We start from the raw sequence: 23,068 nt of genomic DNA, 5'->3' as shown, positions 1-23,068 counted from the left end.
GTGGGCTTGTGACGACGTTCCGGATCAGTGAGGCGGCGGCGCTGCTCGGGGTCAGCTCCGACACCGTCCGGCGGTGGGTCGACGCGGGCCGGCTGGCGGCCGAGCGCGACGAGCACGGCCACCGGCGGGTCGACGGCGCCGATCTGGCGGCCTTCGCCCGTTCGCAGATCGAGTCCGACGGCGAGGGCGGCCGCTCCTCGGCGCGCAACCGCTTCCGCGGCATCGTGACCGAGGTGATCCGCGACGCGGTGATGGCCCAGGTGGAGATCGCCGCCGGGCCGTTCCGCGTGGTGTCGCTGATGAGCCGGCAGGCGGCCGACGAGCTGGGCCTCCAGGTGGGGGTGGTGGCGGTCGCCGTGATCAAGTCCACCAACGTCGTCGTGGAGATCCCCGGCCACGAGCGCGTGGCCAGTCAGGTGTGAGGAGCCCCCCTTGGTGTTCAGGCGTCTTTCGACGATCGCCCTGCCCGTCGCGTTCGCGCTGGCCGGCCTGACCGGTTGCGGCTCGGGCGCGCCGGCCACGTCCGCCTCCTCCGCTCCCGCCGCGTCCCCCGGTGGGGGCGCCGGGGAGGTGACGGTGTTCGCGGCGGCCTCGCTGACCGGCACGTTCACCGAGCTCGGCAAGAGCTTCGAGAGCGCCCGTCCGGGGACGACGGTGAGGTTCAACTTCGGCTCCAGCGCCACCCTGGCCCAGCAGATCGTCCAGGGCGCCCCGGCCGACGTGTTCGCCGCCGCCAGCCCGGCCACCATGAAGACGGTCACCGACGCCGCCCTCGCGGCCGCCCCGGCCACGTTCGTCCGCAACAGGCTGCAGATCGCCGTGCCCGCCGCCAACCCGGCCGAGGTCGACGAGCTGAAGGACCTGGCCGACCCCGCCGTGAAGGTGGCGCTCTGCGCCGAGCAGGTGCCGTGCGGGGCCGCCGCGGTCAAGGCGCTCGGCGCGGCCGGCCTCAAGGTCAAGCCGGTGACCCTGGAGCAGGACGTCAAGGCCACCCTCACCAAGGTGCGACTGGGCGAGGTGGACGCCGCCCTGGTCTACCGGACCGACGTGATCGCCTCCGGCGGCAAGGTGACCGGCATCGACTTCCCCGAGGCCGCCCAGGCGATCAACGACTACCCGATCGCGGCCCTGACCAAGGCCCCGGCCGGCGACCTGGCCAAGCAGTTCGTCGACCTGGTGCTGTCCCAGCAGGGCAAGGACGTCCTGGCCAAGGCCGGTTTCGAGGCCCCGTGACCGCTCGCACCCGGCTTCCGGGCCCGGCGGACCGGCCCGCCGGGCGTCCGGCCGCGGGCCCCGAAGGCCGTGAGATCTCGGGGCGGGCGCCGTGGACGCTGGTCGTGCCCGCGCTGGCGGGGCTGGCGTTCCTGGTGCTGCCGCTGGCCGGGCTGCTGATCCGGGCCCCCTGGTCCACGCTGCTCCAGCGGCTGGCCGAGCCGCAGGTGCTGGAGGCGCTGCGGTTGTCGCTGATCTGCGCCACCGTCGCCACGGCCTTCTGCCTGCTGCTCGGCGTGCCGCTGGCCTGGTTGCTGGCGCGGGTGTCGTTCCCGGGGCGGCGGCTGGTGCGCGCGCTGGTCACCGTGCCGCTGGTGCTGCCACCGGTGGTCGGCGGCGTGGCGCTGCTGCTGGTGCTGGGGCGGCGCGGCCTGGCCGGGCAGTGGCTGGAGTCCGCCTTCGGCATCACGCTGCCGTTCACCACGGCCGGCGTGATCGTGGCCGAGGCGTTCGTCGCGATGCCCTTCCTGGTGATCAGCGTCGAGGGCGCGCTGCGCGGCGCCGACCAGCGCTTCGAGGAGGCCGCCGCGACGCTCGGCGCCTCCCGCTGGACGGTGTTCCGCCGGGTGACGCTGCCCATGGTGATGCCGGGCGTGGTGGCCGGGGCCGTGTTGTGCTGGGCGCGGGCGCTGGGCGAGTTCGGGGCGACGATCACGTTCGCCGGCAACTTCCCCGGCACCACCCGCACGATGCCGCTGGCGGTCTATCTGGCGCTGGAGACCGAGCCGGAGGCGGCGATCGTGCTCAGCCTGGTGCTGCTGGCCGTCTCGGTGGTCATCCTGGCCAGCCTGCGCGACCGGTGGGTGAGCGCGCCGTGACCCTCGACGCCCGCCTGGTGGTCACCCGGCCGGCCTTCACCCTCGACGTCTCGCTGCGGGTCGCCGCCGGCGAGGTGGTGGCGCTGCTCGGCCCCAACGGCGCCGGCAAGACCACCGCCCTGCGCGCCCTGGCCGGGCTCACCCCGATGACCGGCGGCCGGATCAGCCTGCGCGGCGCGCCGCTGCACACGCTGCCCGCCGAGGGCCGCCCGATCGGCATGGTCTTCCAGGACTACCTGCTCTTCCCGCACCTGTCGGCGCTCGACAACGTCGCCTTCGGGCCGCGCTGCCAGGGCGTGCCCAAGGCCGAGGCCCGCCGGACGGCCGCCGCCCTGCTGGAGCGGGTGGGCCTGGCCGCCCACGCCGCCGCCCGCCCGCGGCGGCTGTCCGGCGGGCAGGCGCAGCGGGTCGCCCTCGCCCGCGCGCTGGCCGTACGGCCCGAGCTGCTGCTGCTGGACGAGCCGCTGGCCGCGCTCGACGCCCACACCCGGCTGGAGATCCGCTCCCAGCTCCGCCGCCACCTGGCCGACTTCGCGGGCGCGACCGTGCTGGTCACCCACGACCCGCTCGACGCGATGGTGCTGGCCGACCGGCTGATCGTCATCGAGCACGGCACGGTCGTGCAGGAGGGCCCGCCGGCCGAGGTCGCCCGCCATCCGCGCACCGACTACGTGGCCCGCCTGGTCGGGCTCAACCTCTATCGCGGCGTGGCCGAGGGCGTCCGGGTCAAGGTCGGCGAGGTGCTGCTGCACACGTCGGAAGAGCTCGACGGGCCGGCGTTCGTGGCCTTCCCGCCCGCCGCCGTGGCGTTGTACCGCAGCCGTCCCGACGGCAGCCCGCGCAACCTGTGGCAGGCCGGGATCGAGGGCATCGAACGGCACGGCGACAACGTCCGCGTGCACCTCGACGGCCCCCTGACGGCCTTCGCCGACATCACCCCGGCCGCCGTCGCCGACCTCGACCTGACCCCCGGCCAGCGGATCTGGGCCTCCGTCAAGGCCACCGAGACGCACGCCTACCCGGCCTGAACGCCCCGATCCCACAGGCGGTCGTCCACGCCGACCCGGATGCCGGTGACGCCGCTGACGTGCCGGCCGCCGCAGCGGTCGCCCGGCAGCACCAGGTGCGGCCCCTGCCCGTCGAGGGCCCGGCAATCCATGCCGACGGCCGGCATCGCGGGCGTGTTGCCGAACTCCGGGTCGAGCTCGCGCCACGACAACACGGCGCGGTGACCGTCGCGCCCGAGCACCGAGATCAGGAAGCACAGCCGGCTCTTGCGCTCGCCGGGGTCGAACAGCGGCCCGGCCCGTGCTGTTTCAGGCGTTGTGGCCGTCCTGGGACGGGTCGACGTACGTGATCTCCTGGATGGCGGCGACGTCGGCGAAGCCGGCGATCGTCAGGACGGGTTCGAGCACCGGGTTGGCGACGAGCCGGATCCGCGAGGCGTACGTGAACAGCACGGTCAGGCCCGCGCTGTCCAGGTACTCCACCTCGCTCAGGTCGACGAGCACCATGCCGTCGCCGGTACGGGCCAGCGCCTCCTCCAGAGCCCCGGCGTTGCTCATGTCGATCTCGCCGGCAGCGGCCACGACCTGGGTGCCGTCCGGCCGCGTCGAGGCCGCAAGGGTCAGAGGGGTGGTCATGAGCTGATCCTCGCATGCATGTCGACGGTGGTACCGGCCGCGCCGGGTTCGATGGTGACCTCGTTCATCAGGGCGCGCATGAGCGCCACTCCCCGGCCCCGGTGCGGGTTCGCCTCCGGCTCCGGCTGCTTCCATCGGCCGGTGTCGGCGACGGTGAGCCGCAGGTCGCCGGGGGTGGCAACGGCCCGCAGGCGGATCGTCCGGCCGGGGGCGTTGCGGTGGCCGTGCTCGATCGCGTTCGCGCACGCCTCCCCCGCCGCCACGAGCACGTTCTGCACCAGCGAAGGGGTGAGCTGGCAGCGGGCCAGCCACTCCCGCAGCGCCGAGCGCACGGGGGCGAGCTGGCTCGACTCGGCCGGGAAGTCCACCTCCAGCGGCGCGGGCTGGCGGTAGAGCAGCAGCGCGACGTCGTCGTTGAAGCCGCCGTCCGGGGTGAGGGACGACATGACGTCGCTGGCCAGCTCCTCGATCGGGGTGGACCGCCCGACCTGGACGGCGGTGCTGGCCTCGCCGATGCCCGCGGTCAGCGGACGCCGCCGCCGCTCGACCAGCCCGTCGGTGTAGAGCAGCAGGGTGGACCGGGGCGGCATGGTGTGCCGGGCCTCGGTGCGCCCACGGGCCGACCGTACGGCCAGCGGGGTCGAGCGGCCGCCCTCCAGCAGCTCGGTGCTGCCGTCGGCGTGGGCCAGGATGCCGGGGGGATGACCGGCGCTGGCGTAGACCAGGTCGCCGGTGGCGGTGTCCAGGACGCCGCAGAAGACGGTGGTGCACTTGGCGCCCGGGATGAGGGCGGCGAACCGGTCGAGCGCGGTGAACACCTGGGCGGGCCCGGCGTCCTGGAGCAGCAGGGCCCGGCAGGCGCTGCGCAGCTGTCCCATGACCGCCGCGGCCTCCAGCCCGCGCCCCACGCAGTCGCCGACGACGATCCCGATGCGCTCGCCGGACAGCGGCACGATGTCGTACCAGTCGCCGCCGACCTCCAGCGGGCTGGTGGCCGGCTCGTAGCGCACGGCGAAGCCGCTGGGCAGCCGGGACGGGCCGAGGATGGCGCGCTGGAGCGCCACGGCCGCCTCGCGCTGCTGGTCGAGCTGGTGCACCCGGTGCAGTGCCTGGCCCAGGTGGCCGGCCAGCAGCGCCAGCAGGGTCTGGTCCTCGTGGGTGAACGGCCGGTTCTGGCCCAGGTCGATCCAGACGGCGAGCAGGCCCTTGGGGTGCTCCAGCGTGATGCCGGCACCGTGCGCCTCGGAGGCGACGGCCCGCAGCGGCGGCTGCTCGCGCAGCCCCGTGAGCCTGTCCCGCACCTGTTCCGGCAGGTCCTGCCAGGCGAGGCCGGACGAGCCGGACGGGGCGGTGACCGGGCCGCGGGAGCCGTCCTCGTCCCAGACGACGGCCGCGACCTGCCGGGCGTGCCAGACCTCCTGGAGCGCGTCCAGCCCGCCGGCCAGGGCGTCGTTCAGGCTGCCGGCCTGCGAGACGCGCAGGCCCAGCGCGGCGAGCGCGCTCTCGCGCTGCACGAGGTAGTGCTCGGCGGTCACGTCCCGCAGGGTGCCCACGACGCGGCGCCGCCCGGTGGCGGGGTCGGTGACCGAGTTGAACGTGACCGCGACCCACACCTGGTGCCCGTCGCGGTGGGTGACGGGGAGGACCGCGCTGCCCCTGCCCACGCCGACGAGCCGGCCGAACGCCTCGGCGACCAGGCCGTGGGCCTGCGGGTCGCGCTCCTCGTCCGGCCACCAGGGGTGCCGGGGCCGGTAGGGCAGGCCGTCGGGGCCGTAGCCGAGGATGTCGGTGAACGCCGAGTTGATCTCGATCACCGCGCCGTCCTCGTCGGTGACGAAGAACGCCTCCTGCAAGGAGTCGATCATGGCGTTGCGCCAGCGGGTGTGATGGTTGCGCAGCCGCGCCAGCTCCACGTTGGCCCGCGCCCGCGCCAGCAGCTCGGCCGCGGAGAACGGCTTGACCAGGTAGTCGTCGGCGCCCGCCGCCAGGCCCTCGATCGAGGCCTCCTGCCCCGCGCGCGCCGACAGCAGCAGCACCGGCACCCCGGCGGTACGCGGATCGGCCCGCAGCGCCGCGACCAGGGCCAGGCCGTCCAGGCGCGGCATCATCACGTCGCTGACCACGAGGTCGGGCTCGTCGGCGTGCACGGCGTCGAGCGCCTGGAGACCGTCGCCGACGGCGGTGACGTGGTAGCCGGCGCCCTTGAGCAGCCGGACGAGGTACTCGCGCATGTCCCGGTTGTCGTCGGCGATCAGCACCCGGGCCGGCGGGCCGCCGCTCGGGCCCGGCGAGCCGCCGCCGTCGGCCGAGACGTCCGAGGACGTCCCCGCGCTGGTGACGTCGTCCTCGGGCAGCCAGCGCAGCGCCTCCTGCACGAACGGCTCGGCGCCGGAGGAGACCGGCTCCGCCGGGCGGGCCGGCACCAGGCTCCCGGCCGGAAGGTGGCCGGCGCCGAAGGGCAGCCGGATGGTGAACGTCGTGCCCTTGTCCTCGGCGCTCTCGGCCGTGATCGTGCCGCCGTGCAGCCCGACGAGCTCCTGGACGAGCGCCAGCCCGATGCCGCTGCCCTCGTTGGAGCGGGAGCGGGCGCTCTCGATGCGGTGGAACCGTTCGAACAGACGCGGCAGCTCCTCGGCCGGGACGCCGATGCCCGTGTCGGAGACGGTCACCACGGCCTGCCCGTCCCGCACGCCCACCTGGACGGCGATGGAGCCGTCGAAGGTGAACTTCAGCGCGTTGCTCAGCAGGTTGAGCACGACCTTCTCCCACATGCTCCGGTCGATGTAGACCGGTTCGTCCAGCGGCGGGCAGTCCACCTCGAAGGACAGGCCGGCCTTGTCGACCGCCGAGCGGAAGACGCTGGCCAGGTCGGCGGTCACCGCCGCCAGGTCGACCGGCTCGTAGCGGGCCTGCATGCGCCCGGCCTCGATGCGGGAGAAGTCGAGCAGCGTGTTGACGAGCCTGCCCAGGCGCAGGGCGTTGCGGTGGACGACCTCCAGGTCCTGGCGCACCTCGGGGGCCGCGCCGGCCAGCGTGTTCCGCAGCTCCTGCACCGGGCCCATGATCAGGGTGAGCGGCGTGCGGAACTCGTGGCTGATGTTGGAGAAGAAGACGGTCTTGGCCCGGTCGAGCTCGGCCAGCTCCTCGGCCCGCCGCTGCTGGGCCTGGTAGCTGCGGGCCGAGGAGATGCCGGTGGCCACGTGCCCCGCGGCCAGCTCGACGAAGCCGCGGTATCCGTCGTCCAGGGCGCGATATCGGTTGAGCGCGGCCACCAGGAACCCGTACGGCCTGCCTCCCTGCTGCAGCAGCGGCATCACCAGCGCGTGCGTGGGCGGCTCCGGCCAGTCCCCCGGCGGCAGCCCGGCGTACGGGGCCGCGTCGAGCGCCACGAGCCCCGGCTCGCCGCGGGCCGGGGCCTGGACCGGCCACAACGCGTCCGGATCGTCGGGCGACAGGACGGCAGGGGCGGCCGGATGCCCGGCGGGCAGCCCGGTCGAGCCGGCCAGCCGCGCCCGGCCGTCGCCGTCGAACAGGTAGGTCAGGGTGAAGGGCAGGTCCTGGAGGTTGCCGCCGAGCTGGCGGCAGGCGAAGGTGAGCATCTCCTGCTCGGTGCGGACCACGCTGGGGTCGGAGCCGAGATCGCGCAGGGTGGCCATGCGGCGTTCGCCGATGACCCGCTCGGTCTCCTCGCTGACCACGCAGAGCATGCCGATCACCGAGCCGTGGTCGTCGCGCAGCGGGCTGTAGGAGAAGGTGTGGTACGTCTCCTCCGGGTAGCCGGCCCGCTCCAGGAACAGCAGCAGCGCCTCGTCCCAGGTCGCCTTCCCGGTGGACAGGACGGCGTCGATGCGCGGGCTGATGTCGTCCCAGATCTCCGCCCACACCTCGCGAGCCGGCCGGCCGAGCGCCCACGGGTACTTCTGGCCCAGCGTGTCGCGGCGGTAGGCGGCGTTGCAGAAGAACGTCAGCTCCGGCCCCCAGGCCATCCACATGGAGAACCTGGACGACAGCAGGATGCTGACCGCCGTCTGGAGGCTCTGCGGCCAGTGCTCCGGACGGCCGAGCGGGGTCGCCTCCCAGTCGACTTCGGCCAGGTCGCGGCCGACCTCGTCGTCCACGGTGAAGATCCCGGCACCGGCCGCCGCCGCCGGCCGCCGCTCACCGTGGTCGTCGTGTGTCATCCGGCTCCCCCCTCGTTCGCTGCGGGCGCGCCTACCCGCGTCGCGCCGGTGATGCCGCCGCGGCTGTGGACCAGCAGGTCAGGTATCACCTCGACCGTAGGTAGAATAGGGCAAATCACTCCGGGGGTCGGGCCTCCGCCCCTGCTCGGCGCCTGTGCCGGCGGAGCGAGCGGAAGGAGCCGGACGTCAGCACCGCCGATGACACACGCCTCGTGGCGGCCCTCCAGCGGCACGAACTCCCCGCCGTGCCGGGCCAGGCCACGCTGGACCGGGTGGCCTCGCTGGCGGCGCGCATGTTCCACGCCCCCATGGCGACCGTGACGTTCGCCGGCGACGAGGGGGTGCGCCGGGTGGCCGCCCACGGCACGCCGGCCGGCCCGTTCCCCGGCGGCTGCGAGGACAGCCTGTACGCCGCCGTGCTCGCGCGGGGCGAGGTGTGCGTGATCCCGGACGTCGCGGCCGACCCGGCGACGGCCGCCGATCCGCCCGGCGGGAGCGGCGTGCGCTTCTTCGCGGCGGCCCCGATCACCGTCCCCGACGGCCGCTGCGTGGGCAGCGTCAACGTCATGGACGTCCGTCCCCGCCAGGCCGCGGACGAGGACGTCAGCGCCCTGCGGGACCTGGCCGCCCTGGTCATGGACGAGCTGGAGCTGCGCCTGGCCGCCTCACGCACCCTGGCCACCGAGCGCGGGCTGCGCGCCGACGCCGAGCGCCTGGCGCGCACGCTGCAGCAGACGCTCGTCCCGCACACCCTGCCCGAGGTGCCGGGCCTGCGCGCGGCCGCCGCCTACCACCCCGTCTCGGTGGACGAGGTGGGCGGCGACTTCTACGACCTGTTCCCGCTCGACGGCAACCGCTGGGCGTTCTTCCTCGGGGACGTCTGCGGCAAGGGCGCCGACGCGGCCGTGCTGACCTCGCTCGTCCGCTACACCCTGCGCGCCGCCGCCGTCTACGACCCCGACCCGTGCGCGGTGCTGGCCAACCTGGACGCGGTCCTCCAGCAGGAGCACGCCGGCCAGGTCATGCCACCGCCGTACTGCACGGCGGTCTTCGGCGTGCTCGACCCCGTGGACGGCGGCTTCGAGGTCACCCTGGCGGGCGGCGGGCATCCGCCGTCGCTGGTGGTGCGCGCCGCGGGCGCGGTCGAGGCCGTCCATCCCGAGGGCGGGCAGCTCATCGGCATCCTGCGCGACCCGTACTTCGCCCAGGTGAGCACCCGCCTGGGGCCCGGCGACGCCCTGCTGCTCTACACCGACGGCCTGACCGAGGCGCGCACCGGCACCGGGACCAGGCTCGACGAGGAGGGCCTGGCCGCCTACCTGGCCGCCGCCGCCCCCACCAGCGCCGACGGCCTGCTGGCCTCGGTGCACAAACTGATCACGACCCTCGGCGACGGCGTGTCGGACGACACCGCGGTGCTCGCCCTGTCCGTCCCCGCCCGTTCGACGGGCGTCTCTTCTGAGGAGCCCCAGTGCAGCACGACCACGGTCTGACCATCACCACCCAGCCCCACTCGGGACGCGTCCGCATCCTCACGGTGGCCGGCGACCTCGACCACCACACCTCCCCCCGCCTGCACGAGGCCCTGGACGAGCTCGGCCTCGCGCCGGGCGACGGCCTGGTGATCGAGATGTCGGGGCTGCGGTTCTGCGACTCCACCGGCATCTCCGTGCTGGTCAGCGCCCATCAGCGGGCCCAGGACGCGGGCGCCGGCCTGGCGCTGGCCGGGCTCAGCCCGGACATCGAGCACCCGTTCAAGATCATGGGGCTGACCCGCCTGCTGTCCTTCCACGAGAACGTCGACAAGGCCGTCGCCGCCCTGCAGTGAGGCGCTAGCTGGTGGCCCGCCAGGCGAGCGACAGGCCGGTGGAGGCCCGTTCGGTACGGATCTCCATCATCGTGCCCAGGATGGTGGCGTGGTCGGACACGACGGGAACGCCGTCGGGCGTGTAGGTGATCCGGGTGCTGACCAGCACGGCGCTGCCCTCGGGCTCGTGCAGGCGGCGCGCGGCGGCGGCGTCGAGCAGGCCGGGCCCGACCACCTCCGAGGCGCGGGCGACCGCCACCCCCGCGTCGGCGAGCGCCGCGTAGAGGGAGACGGCGGTGAAGTCGCGGTCGCGGATCTGGTCGGCCACCGGCCTGCGCACCCAGGACACCTGATGGACGGCCGGCCGCCCGGCGAACTCCCGCACCCGCTCCAGCCGCAGGGCCGTGTCGCCGGGCCGCAGCCGCAGCTCCGCGGCGATCCGGTCGGGAGCCCGCCGCATCGCCCGCCCGGCCACCACGGTCCGGACGTCATGACCCTGTTCCCGCAGGTCGTCGGCGAGGCTGCGGAGCGAGCCGAGCTGGTAGGCCAGGTGGGGCGGGGCCACGTACGTGCCCTTGCCGGGCCGCTGGACGATCAGGTGCTCGTCGCTGAGCTCACGCAACGCCTGGCGCAGCGTCATGAGGGTGACCCCGTAGGAGGCGCTCAGCTCCCGTTGCGGAGGAAGCGCCTCGCCGGGCGCGTAATGGCCCGACCGGATCTTCGCGGCGAGGTCGGCGGCGATGGCGCGGTATCTCGCCTCGTGCCCGGCGTCGGGGGTCATCGTGGTGCGTCACTCCTGGTCGAGGGCCTTTCGCAGGGTCGCGACGAAGGCCCGCAGGTCGTCCGGCCCGGCGCCGTCGAGCACCCGCCGCATGACCGCGGCGCCGACCACCACTCCGTCGGCGTGCCGGCCGGCCTCCCGCGCCTGGTCAGGCGTGGAAATGCCAAATCCTAGCAAGATCGGCCGGTCGGTGGCGCGTCTGAGCCGCGCGGTGAGCTCCGCCGCCGAGGCGGCCAGGGTGTCCCGCTCGCCGGTGGTGCCCATCAGCGACACCGCGTAGACGAATCCGCGGCTGCGGCGGGCGATCTCGGCCAGCCTCGGCTCCGGCGTCGCCGGTGAGGCCAGCAGGGTCAGGTCGATCCCGGCGGCGGCGGCCACGTCGGCCAGCTCGTCCGCCTCGTGCACCGGCAGGTCGGGCACGATCAGGCCGTCGACGCCGGCCCGCCGGAGCGCCGCGCAGAACGCCTCGGGCCCGTCGTGCAGCACGAGGTTGTAGTAGGTGCTGACGACCAGCGGCACGCCCACGTCCCGCACGTCGGCCAGGTCGGCGAGGATGCGGCGGGTGCTCGCCCCCCGGGCCAGCGCCGCCTGGCTCGCCTGCTGGACGGTGACGCCGTCCAGCGTGGGGTCGGAGAAGGGCAGGCCGACCTCGACGGCGTCCGCGCCGGCCGCGGCGAACGCCCGCAGGTAGCGCGTCCAGCCGGGCGTGATGCCGCCGGTGACGTACGGCATGAGCAGGGCGCGGCCGGTGTCCCGGCGGGCCCGCAGGTGGCGCTCGACCGCGCCGGTGGTCAGGATGTCGGTCACAGCAGCTCCTTCAGGGTGGAGACGTCCTTGTCGCCCCGGCCGGACAGCGTCATCAGAACGGTCGATCCGGCGGGCAGCTCGCCGCCGGCCGCGCGGATCACCCAGGCCAGGGCGTGCGCCGATTCCAGCGCCGGGACGATGCCCTCGGTGCGCGCCAGCCGCAGCGCCGCGGCGACGGCCTCCTCGTCGGTCACGGTGACGTACCGGGCCCGGCCCAGTTCGCGCAGGTGGGCGTGCTCGGGGCCGACGCCGGGGTAGTCGAGCCCGGCGGCGACGGAGTGGGCCTCGACGATCTGGCCGTCGTCGTCCTGGAGGAACAGCGAGCGGCAGCCGTGCAGGACGCCGAGCCGGCCGCGGGTCGCCCCCGCGCCGCCCTCCGCCTCGACGCCGACGAAGCGCGCCGTGGTGCCGGCGAATCCGGCGAACGTGCCGGCCGCGTTGGAGCCGCCGCCGACGCACGCGACGACGTGGTCCGGCACGCCGGTCGGCTGGGCGGCCGCGAACTGGGCGCGCGCCTCGTCGCCGATGACCCGCTGGAACTCCCTGACCATCCACGGGTAGGGATCCGGCCCGACGACCGAGCCGACGCAGTAGTGGGTGTCGCCGGTGACGCCGACCCAGTGCCGCATGGCCTCGCTGGTGGCGTCCTTGAGCGTGCGGCTGCCCGTGGTGACCGGGACCACCTCGGCGCCCAGCATGCGCATGCGGAAGACGTTCAGGCCCTGCCGCTCGATGTCGCGCTCGCCCATGAAGACGGTGGCCTCCAGCCCGAGCAGCGCGGCGGCGGTCGCGGTGGCCACGCCGTGCTGGCCCGCGCCCGTCTCGGCGATCAGCCTGCGCCGTCCCATCCGCCTGGCGAGCAGCGCCTGGCCCAGCACGTTGTTGATCTTGTGGGAGCCGGTGTGGGTGAGATCCTCGCGTTTGAGGAGGAGCCGCACGCCCAGCTCCTGCGACAGCCGGCGGGCCGGGGTCAGCGGGGTCGGCCGCCCGGCGTGCAGCGCGAGCAGTTCGGCCAGCTCGCCGCGGAAGCCCGGGTCCGCCCACGCCTGCCGGAACGCCTCGTCCACCTCGCGGCACGCCTCCACCAGGGATTCCGGCGCGTACCGGCCGCCGTACTCGCCGAACCGGCCGCGGGCTCCCGGCACGCCCATCGGCCCGGCCGCCGGGACGGGCTCCCGCAGTGCCGTCGTTTCTCGCATCCTGCTCACCTCGTTCTATAACTCTGATAAGAGTTCTATAACAGTGAGTGTGGCACGGCGACGCCGGCCGCGCCACCCCGGCCCCGACTACGTCGCGCCGGAAAGGGAATCTGGCACTTCCGAGCCGAGGAGATCGCGATGACCACAAAGCAGGAGAGCGAGGACGTCCGTCACGCGTGGGTGGACGACGTTCCCGTGGCATGGATCGAGCCGGCCGCCGGCTCCGCCGGAGCCACCATGGCGTTGTGGCTCCCGCACCTGGGCGGCAGCACGCGGGCCTGCCTGCCCGCCATGCGCGAGCTGGCCGGACGGGGCATGATCGCCGTCAGCCTCGACCCCTGGCGGCACGGCCGGCGCGGTGACGAGGGCGCCGCGCGGCTGACCGAGCGCGTCCTCGGCGACTTCCGCCAGCAGATGTGGCCGCTGCTGGGCCGTACGACGGTGGAGTGCGTACGGGTCCTGGACTGGGCGGCCGCGGAGCTCGACGCGGGACCCGGCGCGGTCGCGGGCGGGGTGTCGATGGGCGGCGACTGCGCGGTGGCGCTGGCCGGGCTGGACCACCGGGTACGCAGGGCGGCGGCCGTCGCGGCCACCGCCGACTGGACGCGTCCGGGCATGTGCGCGCTGGACGACCCGGCCCGCCTCCTGCCGCAGGGGCACGCGGGCCGCCATGCCCAGTGGTGGTTCGACCGGCTGAACCCGCTCACCAACATCGGCGCTTACGCCCACGGACCGGCCATCGCCTTCGAGTGCGGCGCCGACGACAGCCACGTGCCGCCCCAGGGCGCCTTGCGGTTCCGCGAGACGGTCGAGCACGTCTACCCGCGGCACGCCGGCCGGATCAGGGTGACCGTGCACCCGGGCCTGGGCCACCTGGACGCGGCCCGCGACCCCGAACTGACGCGCCGGTGCGTGGCCTGGCTCGCGCAGCCCGACGGGCAGCCGTAGCCGCGGTCAGGCCGGATCGGCGTCGGGGGTGGCTTCGAGGAGACGGGCGGCGAGGGCGCGGACGTGCCGGACGAGCTCGGGCGGCTCGTGCACCTCGAACGGCACGCCGAGCTGCGCGACCCACATCGCCAGCTCGTCCAGCGAGTGCGACCCGGCGGACAGGACGCAGGAGCCGTCGCCGGCCGGCTCGACCACCGCCATGGTCGGCGGCATCCGGGCGGCGACGACGTCCGCCGGAGCCCGCACCGTGAACCGCCCCCGGTAGCGGTAGGGATCGACGGAGATCCGCTCGGAGACGTAACGCACGAGGTCGGCCGCGGGCGGCTCCCGGGGCGTGAAGCGCGGGCCGTTCGGAGTGTGCAGCCGCAGCCGGTCGACGCGGAACGTGCGCCAGTCCGCCCGGCCGGTGTCCCAGGCCACCAGGTACCAGCGGCGCCCCGAGTTGACCAGCCGGTACGGCTCCGCGGTACGGCGATCCCCGACGCCGTCGTGGGAGCGGTAGTCGAACCGCAGGCTCTCCCGCCGGCGGACCGCCGCGGCGATCGCCGTGAGCGCGGCCGGGTCCACCGCCTCCGCCGCCCCCGCCAGCGGGACCGTGACCGAACGCAGGTCGCCGACGCGGTGCCGGAGCCGGGCCGGCAGCACCTGTTCGAGCTTGGCCAGCGCCCGGACGGAGGTCTCCTGGATGCCGGTCACGCCGGAGACCGCCGCGGTGCCGAGCCCGATGGCGACCGCGACCGCCTCCTCGTCGTCGAGCAGCAGCGGCGGGAGCCCCGCCCCGGCGCCGAGCCGGTATCCGGCCGTGCCCGGCGTGGCGTCCACGACGTAGCCCAGCTCGCGCAGCCGGTCGACGTCGCGGCGGACCGTGCGGGGCGAGACGCCGAGCCGTTCGGCCAGCTCTGCGCCCGACCACTCCCTGGGGGTCTGCAACAGCGACAACAGGCGCAGCAATCGCGCCGACGTCTCCAGCATGCCGTCCATCCTAGGACCGAATCTGTCCTAACCCTCGCCTACCGTCATGGACATGAACGACGACCCGCGCATCCACCCGTTCCGCATCGACATCCCGCAGGCCGCGCTGGACGACCTGCGCGCCCGGCTGGCGGCGACCCGCTGGCCGGACGAGCTGCCCGGCGTCGGCTGGTCCTACGGCGTCCCGGTGAGCCATGCGAAGAAGCTGGCCGAGTACTGGCGCACCTCGTTCGACTGGCGGGCCGCCGAGCGGCGGCTGAACGCCTTCGAGCAGTTCACCACCCTCATCGACGGGCAGAACGTGCACTTCCTGCACGTCCGCTCGCCCGAGCCCGGAGCGCTGCCGCTGATCGTCACGCACGGCTGGCCCGGCTCGGTCGCCGAGTTCATGGACGTCATCGGCCCGCTCACCGACCCGGCCGCGCACGGCGGCGACCCGGCCGACGCCTTCCACGTCGTCGCCCCCTCGATCCCCGGCTTCGGCTTCTCCGGCCCCACCACCGAGCCCGGCTGGGACCTGGAGCGGGTCGCGCGGGCCTGGGCCGAGCTGATGGACCGCCTCGGCTACCACCGCTACGGCGCGCAGGGCGGCGACAGCGGCTCGGTGATCTCGCCGATGCTCGGCCGGGCCGCGCCGCGGAACGTCGTCGGCGTGCACGTCAACGGCGCGCTCGGGTTCCCCAGCGGCGACCCGGCCGAGCTGCGGGAGCTCACCCCCGCCGAGCTCGCCCGCCTCGGCCAGTACCAGGACCAGGACCGGGCCGGTTACGCGATCATCCAGGCGACCCGGCCGCAGACCCTCGCGTTCGGGCTGCACGACTCCCCCGCCGGGCAACTGGCGTGGATCGTGGAGAAGTTCAAGGAGTGGACCGACCCCGCCCGCGAGCTGCCCGAGGACGCGGTGGACCTCGACCAGCTGCTCACCGACGTCAGCGTGTACTGGTTCACCGGGACCGCCGCCTCCTCCGCCCGCCTCTACAAGGAGGGGCAGAAGGGGTGGGGCGCGGCGGCCGAGTACTCCGGGCTGCCGCACGGCGTCGCCGTCTTCCCCGGGGACGCCGGGGTGCGCCGGATCGCCGAGCGCGAGCACAACGTCGTGCACTGGTCGGAGTTCGACCGTGGCGGCCACTTCGCCGCCATGGAGGCCCCTGACCTGCTCGTCGAGGACGTCAGGACCTTCTTCCGGCCCCTGCGCTGACACCTCGGGCGCTGACACCTCGGGCGCTGACACCTCGGGCGCTGACTTCTCGGGCGCTGGCCTCTCGGGCGGTGGCTCCCCCGGCGCCGGCTCTCCTGGCGTTGCTCTCCCCGGCCGGTACGGGGGCCGCCCGGCGGCGCGGTACGCGGGCGGTCGTCAGCCCAGGTCGGCGTCGTGCACCAAGATGGCCGCCTGCACCCGGTTGGCCAGGGCCAGCTTGCTCAGCACCCGGCTGACGTGCGCCTTCACCGTCGCCTCCGACAGCCTGAGCTCCCGGCCGATCTCGGCGTTCGACAGGCCGCCTCGCGCCGGTCGCCGTCGAGCGCGGGTGGCCGGCCGCGGTAGCGGCCTTCGGCCTCGGCGGCGGTGACCCCTTCGACGGTGAGCTCGTTCTGGATGTCGCGCGCAGGGCGACGCCGCCGGCTTGGCACCAGTTGCGGACGGCGTGGATGTCGAGCAGGTCGCGGCAGAGCCGGAACAGCTCCGAGACGGTCAGGATGTCGCCGGGGTGCGCCTTGGCGGCGATCCTGCCGAACGCGGGCCGCTCCAAGGCGGGGATCTTCGAGGTGGTGGCGGGGTCCTCGAAGAGCAGGACGCCGTCGGCGGGCCGGAATCCCTCGGCGACGCCTTCGGTGCGCACGAGGAGGCCGGCCTCGGTGAGGATGTGGCGCTGCCGCAGCAGGGACTGGGCCGTGGTGGAGACGCGGGACTAGACGATCTGCACCGGGCTCTCCTCGGGACGGGGTGGAGCTCGATCCTCCTGTCGGGAAACCCTGTCGTCAATTTCGGCGCGAAACCGGTCGCCTGACGTCACGGTTCGTCGCTCGATGTCCGGTTTCCGAGAGGGTCCGCAGGGCCCAATCAGAGAGTGTCGTCAAACCTTCTATTTCCGACACTCACATATCGCCAGTCATAGATAAATTCACGCCGTGGCTGGGACCCCTTAAGGGGTGACACCGGAATACGGCGGAAACGGGTCGCGTAGGCGGCTGACCAGACAACAGCCAGGTTCGTCCGGTCGGCCCCCTAGCTTCGGGAGTCCTGGGCCAGGTCAGGTGGTGGGCGCGGCGATACCGGATAGGGCCCCCGTTCCGCCGGGTCTTCCGCTCAGCAGCGGGGAGCTGCTGACCAGGCTCGATGCGATCGGATGTGCCCGGTAGCAGCTTCGTTGACGGCAGGCCGATTCAGCGGATCCGCCTGGCCGCCCTACCGCCCAGGTGCAGGAACGCGACCTCACCCGCGTCGTCTCGCAGGAACCGGCCGACGGCACGCTGGGGGTCGGCGGCGATCGTCACGTCGTCACAGCCCTCGACCAGCGCGAGCGGCATGTCGGGCATGCCCTCCACACCCGCGGCCACCAGCTCGGGTCGCAGCACGAATCGCGCCGTCAGACCCTCGTCGACCTCGAAGGTCCACTGCCCCGCGTCGTAGCTGCCCGCGTACTCCGGCGCGGGTTCGCGCAGCGCCAGCCGTACGGCCTGCGGCTTGGCGTCGAGCAGATGCTCCAGGCACCAGTCGGTCACCAGCTTGCCCAGCACCTTGCCGGGCGCGGAGTTGGTGAGCGTGGTGACGGCGAAGCCGCGCTCGGGCACCAGCACGAACGTGGACAGCTGCAGGTTGCCGATGTTGCCGCCGTGCGTGACCAGTCGCACGCCCGCCTGCTCATCCAGCAGCCACGGCAGCCCGATGCCGGTCCACGGCACGCCGACCCGGACGTGCTCCGCCTGCATCAGCTCCCTGGTGGCGGCTCCGACCGGCTCCTCGCCGCTCGCACCCAGGTGGAAGGCGGCGTAGCGGAGCTGGTCGCGCACCGACGACACCAGCCCGCCCTCGGGCATGCCTTCGCGGAACAGCCCCCACGTGTGCGCGACCTGCGGGCCGTCCTCTCCTACGGTGTGCCCGACGGCGTGCGACCGCGTCGCGGCCTCCCAGGGGAAGAAGAAGCTGGAGCTCATGCCCAGGGGTTCGAGCACGATCCGACTGACCGCGCTCTCGTACGGCTCGCCGCACACGACCTCGATGACCCTGCCGAGCAGCCTGAACCCGGCGTTGTTGTAGGAGGCGAGCGCGTCGGGCGGGAAGAGCTGGGGCAGCTGGTCGTAGGTGCCGATCGAGGCGGCCAGCGCGCCGGTGTCCCAGCTCTCGCCGTCGTCGATATCGCCGAGGAATCCGCCGGTGTGGGTGAGCAGGTGCCGGATGGTCAGCTCGTCGGCGGCCCGCTCGTCGGCGAGCTGGAAGCCGGGCAGATACTGGCGCACGCGCCCGTCCAGGTCGAGCCGACCGCGCTCGACGAGGTGCATGATCGCTGTCGCCGTGATCGTCTTGGTGGTCGACCCGATCTGGAACAGCGTGTCGCCCGTCACGGGGGCCGGCGCGTCGACGCTGGTGACGCCGGTGGTGAGGACGTGGGCCGCGCCATCGAAAAGCACGCCGACGGCGGCACCGGGGACATGGAGGGATTTCACCTTGCTGTCGAGCAGGCTCTGCAGATGGTTGAGGTCAGCCATCCGTTCATCCTGCCGACAGCGAGAGCGGTGGGCTTCGTCCGCCCGCACCATTTCCGTCGCGCTGTTCGTCCAGGAGTCAGGGACGCCACCGCTGGCCCGCCGTCTCCGGTCATGCATCCTGGGGTGCCGTCAAGAACCGCGCCACCAACCCCAAGCGGCAGCATCTTCTCAGGCCGGGCGGGGTGTCCTCCGGAGAAGCGTCGACTCGCCAGGGCCGCCGCAGCTCTCACCTGTAAGCCATTGACCTGCATATTCTCTCGCTCGTTCGGGGCTGGTGGCGCGGTTCTCAACGGCGCCCCACTTCCTCACCGACCTGGCCAACGCCGGCGCCTCCGCGCACGCCCGGCGCGCATACCGTGGCGACCTGATCGCCTTCGCTGCCCACCACGGCGAGGAGATCGCTGAGCTGACCGCGGCGCGCCTGCGAGGTCATGTCGTGACCATACAAGGAGATCACTGGCGAGTCAGGAGCCCTCACGGCAAAAGGGGTCGAAGACATCCTCTCGTGCCGACCGATCGCCATCACTTCGGCGCCCGCCTGCCAGGCTGGGGGCGATCGACGGATGTACGCGGCTCGCTCAGTCCGTCGACATGCACGACGACCTTCCTGAAGAGTTGTCATCACCCGGATCGGTGGTCTCGCCGAGGCCGGTGAGCAGGCCGGTGAGCCGGCGGGCGACGGCGGGGTGCCGTTCGACTTCGCGGGTCCAGCCGCGTTCGTCGGCGCCCTGGACGAGCTGCTGTTCGACCTCCAGGCGGGCCCGGAGTCGTGGGGCCGTAGTCGGGGGTGGTGACGAAATTGGCGCAGGTCAGGTAGAGGTCGCACCCGCAGGGGCCTTCGGCAGGCAGACGCAGGCAGTGTCCGAGCTCGAGTTCGGTCTTGAGGAAGTCACTCTTCAGCCAGTCAACGGCCTCGGCGGGCAGTGTCCCGGACTTCAGCTCATCGGCGGCGGGGCCGGCGACGATGGCGCCGGGTTCGAGGACGGACTTGTAGTCACGCAGCACTTCGCGGTCGCCGACCTGGACACAGACCAGTGCCATGGAGACCGAGGAGTGGCCAAGGACCTTCATGATGGTGTGCAGCTTGGCGCCGCGTTCGGCGAGCTGGGTGCCGGTTCGGGTGGTCTGCGGTCAGTACTGCCCGCCGGGTCGCTCGGTGTTGGTCGCGGGTCAGTCGGCCGGTGTCGTCTGTGGTTCGGGGGCGGGGGCTCGTTGGGTGAGTTCGGCGGCGACCGCTCGTTCCCGTAGGAGGGCGGCCTCGGCGCGTGCCGCGTCCAGCTCGGCCCGGACGTCCGCCAGCCGCATACGCTCCAGCCGCAACTCCCCCAGCAGTTGGTCGCGTTCCTTGACCGCCGCCGTCGCCCGCGCCTTCTCCCGGGCATGCTGTCTGCGCTCCTGGGCCAGCGCCGCGGCGGCGTCCTCCTCGGCCGCCGCCAGCTTCCGGGCCAGGTCACCCACCTCGGTCGCGGCCTGAGCGGCCTCTCGCTGCGCGACCGCCCGGTCCCGCTCAGCCTCGGCGGCCGCGCGTTCGGCACGTTCGGCACGCTCAACGGCGCGTTCCCGCTCCTGCGCGGCCGCCTCTTCCCTGGCCGTGGCCGCGATCACCGCCCGCTCGGCCAGCTCGCGCGCGCGCCCGGCCGCCGCCGCCTCCTCCCGGGCGCGATCTCTCTCCTCCCGCGCCCGGTCCGCCTCCAGCCCGGCCTGTACGGCCTGCGCCCGCGCCTCCTCGGCCCGTTCGTCGGCCGCCTCCGCCTGCTCGGCCAGCTCCTGGACGACCTGGTCCCGGGTCTGCTCGGTCAGCTCCGCCTGACGCGAGGCCTCCTTCACCCGCCGTTCGGCCTGCTCGGCCCGCCGGACCGCCTTCTCGGCGGTCTGCAACGCCTGCCGTTCGGTGCTGGCCGCCTCGCGCAACGCGGCCAGGGCCTGCTCGCGGGCGCGTTCGGCGTCCTGCAACGCCGTCTCGCGCTCGTTCTCGGCCTCCTCCAGCCGGGCTCGCATCTCGGCGGTCTGCCGACGCGCGTGCTCGGTGGCCTCGCGGGCCAGGCGTACCTGCTCGAAGGCCTGCTCACGTTCGGTGCGGGCGATCGCCACGCGCGTGTGCGCCTCAGCCTGGACGGCGCTCAGCTTGGCCTCGACCCCGGCCGGGCTCAGCTCGTCGGACAGGGCCTTGGCCAGCGGCTCGATGGCCGCGAGAAGCCCGGTCTCCATCCGGTCGTACAACTGCTCGGCCCTGGCCAGCGCGCCTTCCAGGCCGGGGGTGGCCCGCCGCAGCTCGCGCTCCCGCTTGGCCGCCGCCTGGCATCCCTTCTCCGGACAGTACGACTTCGGCCGCCCGCGCCCCGGCCGCTGCTCGACGGGAGCTCCACAATGCTTGCAAGGCGTCACCACGCCGACCTCCGCAGTCACGGCGACACCCTAGCATTTTCTAATTTCTGGAAATTCAAATCCAGAAATTGACCACGCGCATGGAAGATCGGGACGGCGTCACCGTGGCGGCGACATCCGTAAGCGGCAAGACCTCGCCACCGCAGGTCAGCGCCCTGCCCGCGGGAACGGCGGGACGCCTGCCACTGGGTACAGACCCGGCCACGCCGCCTCCGGCCCACCGGACGGACATGCAACCTCTCCGGCGTGTCGCCCCTGCCGTCTCCACCGCTCGTCAGCATGCCTTTCCGCACCGACAATTCGTTCGTATCCGCCACCATGCCGACACGTCCGTCACCGTGCCGGGCGCAACCCCCAGCTCCGCGTTCCCGCGCGCTCCCCATAGGACCGTGACCAGTTCGTACGGCCCGCGCACCGCATGGCCCCGCGAGGATGGGCAGCGGGCGGCGTACACCGGCCCTCACGACGTATGGCGCCGCGCCGCTCCTACAGCAGTTCCTGGCGCTGGGGCCAGGCGGTGCGAGGTCAGCGCGGAGAAGGGGCTCGGCCTAGCCAGCGCGGGTGGTGGCCGCAACGAGGGAGTCGAGGAAACGCTCGACTGCGACCATGACCGTCATGCATGAAAGGCCGCAGGGGAACACCACGTTGGACACGGATCCGCTTCCTGAAAGGCGTCAGCCGAGCCGACTGCGCGGCGGCGGCGCCGAGCCGGGCGGAGGTGATCCGTCGGCCGCCGATGTGACAGAAGATTAACTCTCTGTCACATGCATCACTCCGCTGTCCCTCCTGCGGGGGATGCGTCTTCCGATCGGGCGAAGACCACGACGAGCTCCAGCCCACCATCCGGGTTGGGGCTCGCCCGCACCTCGGCCCCGTGGGCCTTCGCGATCGCTGCGACGATCGACAACCCGAGCCCGGCGCCCTGCCCAGAGGTCGTGTGGAGCCGCCGGAAGGGCGTGAAGAGATCGCCGAGACGTTCCCGGGGCACGCGCGGGCCGGTGTTTCGAACCGTCAGAACTCCGCGGGAGAGCGTTACCTCAACGATCCCGCCGGGATGGTTGTAGCGGACCGCGTTGTCGAGAAGGTTGGTGACGAGCCGGTTCAGCAGGACAGGGTCCCCATCGACGACGAACGGCTCCGCCAGCCCCGTCACCCGCACGCCGTCCGCGTCTCTCTCCGCCAGGACGCGCCGGACCACCTGGTCCACGGCCACCGGACTCCTGTCGTCCAGGCCGTGTTCCGCCTGGGCCAGGACCAGCAGGGCGTCGATGAGGTGCTCCGCGCGACGGTTGTGGCGCAGGAGCGTGCCGCGGATCTCGCCGACGTCCTCGGGGAGCCCGATCTCGATCGCCGCCCGCTGGACGGCCAGCGGAGTCCGCAACTCGTGGGAGGCGTTCGCGATGAACCGCCGCTGCCCCTCGACGGAGCGTTCGAGCCGGTCGAGCATCGCGTCGAAGGTGTCGGCCAGTTCCTTCAGCTCGTCCTTCGGCCCGGCGAGCGCGATCCGTTCGTGCAGGGTCGACAGGGACAGCCGCTGCGCGGTGGCGGTGATCCGGTGGACGGGCCGCAGGATCCGTCCGGCGAGCAACCACCCGACGGCCAACGAGACCAGTGTCAGGGCCCCGACCGTCAGCGCTGTCACCTGCCACTGGTAGCCGATCACGTTGTTCACCAGTTCCGGCAGTTCCGGCAGCCGTTCGTTCGGCACGCCCCGCGGCGGCGCCGCCGCTGCGCCGGACAGCCGGCCGATCCGCGCGTCCAGCGTCCGGCGCAGCAGGAGGTTGACCGTGACCAGCAGCACAACCGAGGTGAGCAGGAACAGTCCGGAGTAGATCAGCGTGAGCCGGACCCGGATCGTCGTCACAGCAGGTATCCCGCCCCGGGGACGGTCCGGATGCACGGCGGGTCCCCCAGCTTGGCCCGCAGGCGGCTGACCAGGACCCGCACCACCGTGGTGAACGGATCAGCGTTCTCGTCCCAGGCCTCTTCGAGCAGCCGTTCGGAGCTCACGACCACGCCGTCCGCCCTCATCAGCACCTCCAGGACGGCGAACTCCTTGAGTGACAGGTGCAGGTGCCGCCCGTCCCGCGAGGCCTGCAGCGGGTGCCTGTCGAGCACGATCCCGTGCCGCGTCAGCACCGGTGGGACCTGCGACTGGCTGCGCCGCCCCAGCGCCTGCACGCGTGCGACCAGCTCGGTGTAGTCGAAAGGTTTGGGCAGGTAGTCGTCGGCCCCCATGCCGAGACCCGCGACTCGCTCCGGCACCGACGCCGCCGCCGTCAGCATCAGGATCCGCGTGCGGCTCCCGCGCGCCACCAGCTCACCGCACACGAGGTCGCCGTGGATCTCAGGCAGGTCCCGGTCCAGGACGAGAACGTCGTAGTCGTGCACCGCCAGCCGCTCCACCGCGGCGGCCCCGTCGTACACCACGTCGACGGCCATGGCATGGCGGCGCAACCCCACCGCCACGAGATCGGCCAGGTCGCGTTCGTCTTCGGCCACCAGAATCCGCACCCGACATTCCTACTCGAACCGGGGTTTCAATGGCGT

The 23,068-nt window shown here is 73.4% G+C and carries 20 protein-coding genes and 2 pseudogenes; 8 read left to right on the top strand and 14 right to left on the bottom strand.

Annotated features, from left to right (window positions below):
• The first annotated feature begins 8 nt into the window (after nt 1-8).
• From ACIBST_RS34515 to ACIBST_RS34500, 4 genes are all read left to right on the top strand, one after another.
• Entirely contained in the window at nt 9-422 is a 414-nt protein-coding gene (locus ACIBST_RS34515; protein WP_357979097.1) for a helix-turn-helix transcriptional regulator, read from the top strand.
• Nucleotides 423-432: 10 nt separating this feature from the next.
• Nucleotides 433-1,233, top strand: coding sequence for a molybdate ABC transporter substrate-binding protein (gene modA, locus ACIBST_RS34510; RefSeq protein ID WP_397177783.1), 801 nt, complete (start codon nt 433-435; stop codon nt 1,231-1,233).
• Nucleotides 1,234-1,307: 74 nt separating this feature from the next.
• The gene (locus ACIBST_RS34505; protein WP_397177921.1) at nt 1,308-2,090 is read left to right on the top strand and encodes an ABC transporter permease; all 783 of its coding nucleotides are present in this window, start codon (nt 1,308-1,310) and stop codon (nt 2,088-2,090) included.
• The gene (locus tag ACIBST_RS34500; RefSeq protein ID WP_397177782.1) at nt 2,072-3,118 is read left to right on the top strand and encodes an ABC transporter ATP-binding protein; all 1,047 of its coding nucleotides are present in this window, start codon (nt 2,072-2,074) and stop codon (nt 3,116-3,118) included. The genes ACIBST_RS34505 and ACIBST_RS34500 overlap by 19 nt, the downstream gene beginning before the upstream one ends.
• On the opposite strand, the gene ACIBST_RS34495 is transcribed toward ACIBST_RS34500, so the two are convergent.
• From ACIBST_RS34495 to ACIBST_RS34485, 3 genes are all read right to left on the bottom strand, one after another.
• Nucleotides 3,106-3,339 carry a hypothetical protein gene (locus tag ACIBST_RS34495; RefSeq protein WP_397177781.1) on the bottom strand — a complete coding sequence of 78 codons (234 nt, stop codon included), beginning with the start codon at nt 3,337-3,339 and terminating at the stop codon, nt 3,106-3,108. The genes ACIBST_RS34500 and ACIBST_RS34495 overlap by 13 nt on opposite strands.
• 67 nt (nt 3,340-3,406) lie before the next feature.
• Complete coding sequence (locus ACIBST_RS34490; protein ID WP_397177780.1) at nt 3,407-3,733, bottom strand: STAS domain-containing protein; 327 nt, start codon at nt 3,731-3,733, stop codon at nt 3,407-3,409.
• The gene (locus ACIBST_RS34485; RefSeq protein ID WP_397177779.1) at nt 3,730-7,914 is read right to left on the bottom strand and encodes a SpoIIE family protein phosphatase; all 4,185 of its coding nucleotides are present in this window, start codon (nt 7,912-7,914) and stop codon (nt 3,730-3,732) included. The genes ACIBST_RS34490 and ACIBST_RS34485 overlap by 4 nt, the downstream gene beginning before the upstream one ends.
• Nucleotides 7,915-8,126: 212 nt before the next feature.
• On the opposite strand from ACIBST_RS34485, the gene ACIBST_RS34480 reads away from it, so the two are divergent.
• Nucleotides 8,127-9,407 (top strand): PP2C family protein-serine/threonine phosphatase, encoded by a 1,281-nt coding sequence (locus tag ACIBST_RS34480; RefSeq protein WP_397177778.1) that lies wholly within the window; start codon nt 8,127-8,129, stop codon nt 9,405-9,407.
• The gene (locus tag ACIBST_RS34475) at nt 9,386-9,742 is read left to right on the top strand and encodes an STAS domain-containing protein (RefSeq protein ID WP_397177777.1); all 357 of its coding nucleotides are present in this window, start codon (nt 9,386-9,388) and stop codon (nt 9,740-9,742) included. The genes ACIBST_RS34480 and ACIBST_RS34475 overlap by 22 nt, the downstream gene beginning before the upstream one ends.
• 4 nt (nt 9,743-9,746) lie before the next feature.
• Here the strand turns inward: ACIBST_RS34475 and ACIBST_RS34470 are convergent, their stop codons facing one another.
• Genes ACIBST_RS34470 through trpB form a run of 3 tightly spaced genes read right to left on the bottom strand, consistent with a single transcriptional unit; the run spans nt 9,747 to nt 12,508 of the window.
• The gene (locus ACIBST_RS34470; protein ID WP_397177776.1) at nt 9,747-10,502 is read right to left on the bottom strand and encodes a GntR family transcriptional regulator; all 756 of its coding nucleotides are present in this window, start codon (nt 10,500-10,502) and stop codon (nt 9,747-9,749) included.
• A 9-nt stretch (nt 10,503-10,511) separates the two neighbouring features.
• Nucleotides 10,512-11,309, bottom strand: coding sequence for a tryptophan synthase subunit alpha (trpA, locus tag ACIBST_RS34465; protein WP_397177775.1), 798 nt, complete (start codon nt 11,307-11,309; stop codon nt 10,512-10,514).
• Nucleotides 11,306-12,508 (bottom strand): tryptophan synthase subunit beta, encoded by a 1,203-nt coding sequence (gene trpB, locus ACIBST_RS34460; RefSeq protein WP_397177774.1) that lies wholly within the window; start codon nt 12,506-12,508, stop codon nt 11,306-11,308. The genes trpA and trpB overlap by 4 nt, the downstream gene beginning before the upstream one ends.
• 138 nt (nt 12,509-12,646) lie before the next feature.
• Here trpB and ACIBST_RS34455 point away from each other — a divergent pair, with 138 nt between their 5' ends.
• Nucleotides 12,647-13,456 (top strand): prolyl oligopeptidase family serine peptidase, encoded by an 810-nt coding sequence (locus ACIBST_RS34455; RefSeq protein WP_397177773.1) that lies wholly within the window; start codon nt 12,647-12,649, stop codon nt 13,454-13,456.
• A 6-nt stretch (nt 13,457-13,462) separates the two neighbouring features.
• Here the strand turns inward: ACIBST_RS34455 and ACIBST_RS34450 are convergent, their stop codons facing one another.
• Complete coding sequence (locus ACIBST_RS34450) at nt 13,463-14,428, bottom strand: helix-turn-helix transcriptional regulator (protein WP_397177772.1); 966 nt, start codon at nt 14,426-14,428, stop codon at nt 13,463-13,465.
• A gap of 52 nt (nt 14,429-14,480) precedes the next feature.
• Between ACIBST_RS34450 and ACIBST_RS34445 the strand changes: the two genes are divergently transcribed.
• Nucleotides 14,481-15,626: an epoxide hydrolase family protein gene (locus ACIBST_RS34445; protein WP_397177771.1), complete on the top strand. Its 1,146-nt coding sequence runs from the start codon at nt 14,481-14,483 to the stop codon at nt 15,624-15,626.
• A 156-nt stretch (nt 15,627-15,782) separates the two neighbouring features.
• On the opposite strand, the pseudogene ACIBST_RS34440 reads toward ACIBST_RS34445, so the two are convergent.
• The 7 genes and pseudogenes from ACIBST_RS34440 to ACIBST_RS34410 form a co-directional block, all read right to left on the bottom strand.
• Nucleotides 15,783-15,926: pseudogene (locus tag ACIBST_RS34440) on the bottom strand (response regulator transcription factor); the annotation flags it as partial.
• Between the two features lie 151 nt (nt 15,927-16,077).
• Nucleotides 16,078-16,290 (bottom strand): annotated as a pseudogene (locus tag ACIBST_RS34435) (hypothetical protein); the annotation flags it as partial.
• A gap of 520 nt (nt 16,291-16,810) precedes the next feature.
• Nucleotides 16,811-18,133 carry a serine hydrolase domain-containing protein gene (locus ACIBST_RS34430; protein WP_397177770.1) on the bottom strand — a complete coding sequence of 441 codons (1,323 nt, stop codon included), beginning with the start codon at nt 18,131-18,133 and terminating at the stop codon, nt 16,811-16,813.
• Between the two features lie 286 nt (nt 18,134-18,419).
• On the bottom strand, nt 18,420-18,566 hold the full coding sequence (locus ACIBST_RS34425) for a hypothetical protein (RefSeq protein ID WP_397177769.1): 147 nt from the start codon (nt 18,564-18,566) through the stop codon (nt 18,420-18,422).
• 737 nt (nt 18,567-19,303) lie between these two features.
• Nucleotides 19,304-20,539, bottom strand: a complete 1,236-nt coding sequence (locus tag ACIBST_RS34420; RefSeq protein WP_397177768.1) for a hypothetical protein — start codon at nt 20,537-20,539, stop codon at nt 19,304-19,306.
• 748 nt (nt 20,540-21,287) lie between these two features.
• Nucleotides 21,288-22,382 carry an ATP-binding protein gene (locus ACIBST_RS34415; RefSeq protein WP_397177767.1) on the bottom strand — a complete coding sequence of 365 codons (1,095 nt, stop codon included), beginning with the start codon at nt 22,380-22,382 and terminating at the stop codon, nt 21,288-21,290.
• Nucleotides 22,379-23,032, bottom strand: a complete 654-nt coding sequence (locus ACIBST_RS34410; RefSeq protein ID WP_397177766.1) for a response regulator transcription factor — start codon at nt 23,030-23,032, stop codon at nt 22,379-22,381. Before ACIBST_RS34410 ends, ACIBST_RS34415 begins: the two co-directional genes overlap by 4 nt.
• Nucleotides 23,033-23,068: the final 36 nt, after the last annotated feature.

This window comes from Nonomuraea sp. NPDC049684, assembly GCF_044465345.1.
Lineage (GTDB): Bacteria > Actinomycetota > Actinomycetes > Streptosporangiales > Streptosporangiaceae > Nonomuraea.
Note: the sequence above shows the minus strand (reverse complement) of the source record. Positions and strands in the feature narration are given on the sequence as shown.

What these genes read in the sequence shown, in the direction of transcription:
- ACIBST_RS34490 (WP_397177780.1), bottom strand. Translation starts at nt 3,733, where the DNA reads ATGACCACCCCTCTGACCCTTGCGGCCTCGACGCGGCCGGACGGCACC.
- ACIBST_RS34430 (WP_397177770.1), bottom strand. Translation starts at nt 18,133, where the DNA reads ATGGCTGACCTCAACCATCTGCAGAGCCTGCTCGACAGCAAGGTGAAA.
- ACIBST_RS34455 (WP_397177773.1), top strand. Translation starts at nt 12,647, where the DNA reads ATGACCACAAAGCAGGAGAGCGAGGACGTCCGTCACGCGTGGGTGGAC.
- ACIBST_RS34425 (WP_397177769.1), bottom strand. Translation starts at nt 18,566, where the DNA reads ATGACCTCGCAGGCGCGCCGCGGTCAGCTCAGCGATCTCCTCGCCGTG.
- ACIBST_RS34445 (WP_397177771.1), top strand. Translation starts at nt 14,481, where the DNA reads ATGAACGACGACCCGCGCATCCACCCGTTCCGCATCGACATCCCGCAG.
- ACIBST_RS34450 (WP_397177772.1), bottom strand. Translation starts at nt 14,428, where the DNA reads ATGCTGGAGACGTCGGCGCGATTGCTGCGCCTGTTGTCGCTGTTGCAG.
- ACIBST_RS34485 (WP_397177779.1), bottom strand. Translation starts at nt 7,914, where the DNA reads ATGACACACGACGACCACGGTGAGCGGCGGCCGGCGGCGGCGGCCGGT.
- trpB (WP_397177774.1), bottom strand. Translation starts at nt 12,508, where the DNA reads ATGCGAGAAACGACGGCACTGCGGGAGCCCGTCCCGGCGGCCGGGCCG.
- ACIBST_RS34470 (WP_397177776.1), bottom strand. Translation starts at nt 10,502, where the DNA reads ATGACCCCCGACGCCGGGCACGAGGCGAGATACCGCGCCATCGCCGCC.